This window comes from Caulobacter sp. B11 (genome assembly GCF_002737765.1).
Lineage (GTDB): Bacteria > Pseudomonadota > Alphaproteobacteria > Caulobacterales > Caulobacteraceae > Caulobacter.
On the sequence record NZ_PEGG01000402.1, the window covers coordinates 1 to 2,997 of the forward strand.

At 65.5% G+C, this 2,997-nt stretch carries 2 protein-coding genes and 1 pseudogene; all 3 read right to left on the bottom strand.

Annotation, left to right across the window (positions count from 1 at the left end):
- Positions 1 to 631: heme o synthase (gene cyoE, locus CSW58_RS13515; protein WP_099447614.1), on the bottom strand; the 631-nt coding region annotated here is incomplete at its 3' end.
- 90 nt (positions 632 to 721) lie between these two features.
- Positions 722 to 2,383 (bottom strand): cytochrome c oxidase subunit I, encoded by a 1,662-nt coding sequence (ctaD, locus tag CSW58_RS13520; RefSeq protein WP_099447613.1) that lies wholly within the window; start codon positions 2,381 to 2,383, stop codon positions 722 to 724.
- A 25-nt stretch (positions 2,384 to 2,408) separates the two neighbouring features.
- Positions 2,409 to 2,997: pseudogene (gene coxB / locus CSW58_RS13525) on the bottom strand (cytochrome c oxidase subunit II); the annotation flags it as partial.

Sequence of the window (2,997 nt, forward strand, 5' to 3'; positions counted from 1 at the left end):
CGCCGGCCTTGGCGTAGTCGGTGCTGACATAAAGCGACAGCGCCCAGAAGTGCGGCGGGGTCCACAGGAAGATGATCAGCACCATCAGCCAGGCGTTCAGCGGGGCCGAGCCCGTGGCCGCCGCCCAGCCTATGGCCGGCGGCAAGGCCCCGGCCAGGCCGCCGATGACGATGTTCTGGGTCGTCCAGCGCTTGAGCCACATGGTGTAGACCACCGCGTAGAAGACGATGGTGAAGGCCAGCATGCCGGCCGCCAGCCAGTTGACGGCGATGCCCATCAGCATCACCGACAGCAACGACAGCACCACGCCCAGGGTGGCCGCTTCGGCGCCGGCGACCAGGCCCATCGGCACCGGGCGTCCACGCGTGCGGCGCATCTTGGCGTCGATATCGGCGTCGTACCACATGTTCAGCGCGCCCGAGGCGCCGGCCCCGATGGCGATGCACAGGACGGCCACAGCGCCCAGCAGGGGGTGAACCGGCACGCGGGCGGCGATCAGGCCGGTCAGGCCGGTGAACACCACCAGCGACATGACCCGCGGCTTCATCAGCTGGAAATAGTCCTGCCAGCGGGCCGCACGGACCGTGGCGGTCATTTCGGCGTCGGGGGTCAGGGCGGCGGGCTTGGCCATCAGGCTTGCTGTCTTCATGGGCGAAGGGCGCGGATTGGACTTTCGTCCGATCCGCGCCCCCGCGCTGTTACGCTTTTCTGTACGCCAGGATCAGTGGTCGTCGGCCTTGATGACCGGCGGTTCGCTGAACTGGTGGAACGGCGGCGGCGACGAGAGGGTCCATTCCAGGGTGGTGGCGCCTTCGCCCCACGGATTGGCCTCGGCCGGGCGACGACGGATGGCGGCTTCAAGCAGCAGGACCAGGAACACCAGCACGCCGACGGCGGTGATGGCGTAGCCGACCGACGAGACATAGTTCCAGTACGCAAAGGCGTCCGGATAGTCGACATAGCGGCGCGGCATGCCCTGCAGGCCCAGGAAGTGCTGCGGGAAGAACACCAGATTGACGCCGACGAACATGACCCAGAACTGCAGGCAGCCCAGGAACTCGTTGTACTTCACGCCCCACATCTTCTCGAACCAGTAGAAGAAGCCGGCGAAGATGGCGAACACGGCGCCGAGCGACAGCACGTAGTGGAAGTGGGCCACGACGTAATAGGTGTCGTGCAGGCTGTAGTCGATGCCGGCATTGGCCAGGACCACCCCGGTGACGCCGCCGACGGTGAACAGGAAGATGAAGCCGATCGCCCACAGCATGGGCGTCTTGAAGCTGATCGACCCGCCCCACATCGTGGCGATCCAGGAGAAGATCTTCACGCCGGTGGGCACCGCGATGACCATCGTGGCGGCCACGAAATAGGCCCGCAGATTGATGCTCATGCCGACGGTGTACATGTGGTGCGCCCACACGATGAAGCCGACGAAGCCGATGGCGACCATGGCGTAGGCCATCGCCAGGTAGCCGAAGATCGGCTTCTTGGAGAAGGTCGAGACGATGTGGCTGATGATGCCGAACCCTGGCAGGATCAGGATGTACACTTCCGGGTGACCGAAGAACCAGAACAGATGCTGGAACATGACCGGGTCGCCGCCGGCGGTGGCGTCGAAGAAGTGGGTGCCGAAGTTACGGTCGGTCAGCAGCATGGTGATGGCGCCGGCCAGGACGGGCAGCGACAGCAACAGCAGGAAGGCGGTGATCAGCACCGACCAGGCGAACAGCGGCATGCGGTGGATGGTCATCCCCGGGGCGCGCATGTTGAAGATGGTGGTGATGAAGTTGATCGCGCCGAGGATCGAGCTGGCGCCGGCCAGGTGGAGGGCCAGGATCGCCATGTCCATCGACGGACCGGTGTGGCCGGTGGTCGACAGAGGCGGATAGATCGTCCAGCCGCCGCCGAAGCCCTTGCCGGGGCCGCCGTCCGAGAACATCGAGATCAGCAGCAGAACCCAGGCGGCGACCAGCAGCCAGAACGAGACGTTGTTCATCCGCGGGAAGGCCATGTCCGGCGCGCCGATCATGATCGGGACGAACCAGTTGCCGAAGCCGCCGATCATGGCGGGCATGACCATGAAGAAGATCATGATCAGGGCGTGGGCGGTGACCACGGCGTTGTAGCCGTGCTTGGACTGCTCGACCAAACCCAGCAGGCTGACCGACGAGTTGGGACCGAAGATCTGGATGCCCGGCTCGGCCAGTTCCCAGCGGATCAGGCCCGAAAGCGCGCCGCCCACCAGGCCCGCCATGATGGCGAACAGGATGTAGAGCGTGCCGATGTCCTTGTGGTTCGTCGAAAAGAACCAGCGCTGGAAGAAGGGCGGCTTGTCGTCGGCCCCGTGGCCGTCGTGGTGTTCGGTGTCAGCGGCGTGAGCCATCGGACTTATTTCCTGCGATCTTGTCTTAGGCGGCCGGCGCGGCGGGAGCCGCGGCCGGTGCAGAAGCGGGGGCGGCGGCCGGGGTCACGGCGGCGGGAGCCGCGGCGACGGGCGCGGCCGGCGTGGTCTTGGAGGCTACCCAGGCGTCGAACTCGGCCTGGGACACGACCTTGATCTCGATCGGCATGAACGAGTGGTCGACGCCACAGAGTTCCGAGCACTGACCGTAGTAGGTGCCCACCTTCTCGGCGTTGAACCAGGTCTCGTTGAGGCGTCCCGGGATGGCGTCGGTCTTCAGGCCAAACGCCGGCAGGGCGAAGGCGTGGATGACGTCGGCGCCGGTCACCTGGACACGAACAACCTTGCCGACCGGCACGACCATCGGCTCGGTGGCCGCCAGGCCGTAGAGCCCGTGCGGCAGGCCGCGCTCGGCGACCTGGGCTTCGCTCAGGCCGGTCGAGATGATCTCCGAGACCTTTTGGTCAGGATATTCGTAGCCCAGTACCACTGATAGCCCGTGGCCTTAACCGTCATGTACGGCTTGGGCATGTCGTTATAGGCGAACAGCAGCTGGAACGAGAAGATCGAGATGACCATCAGGATGCCGACCGGCA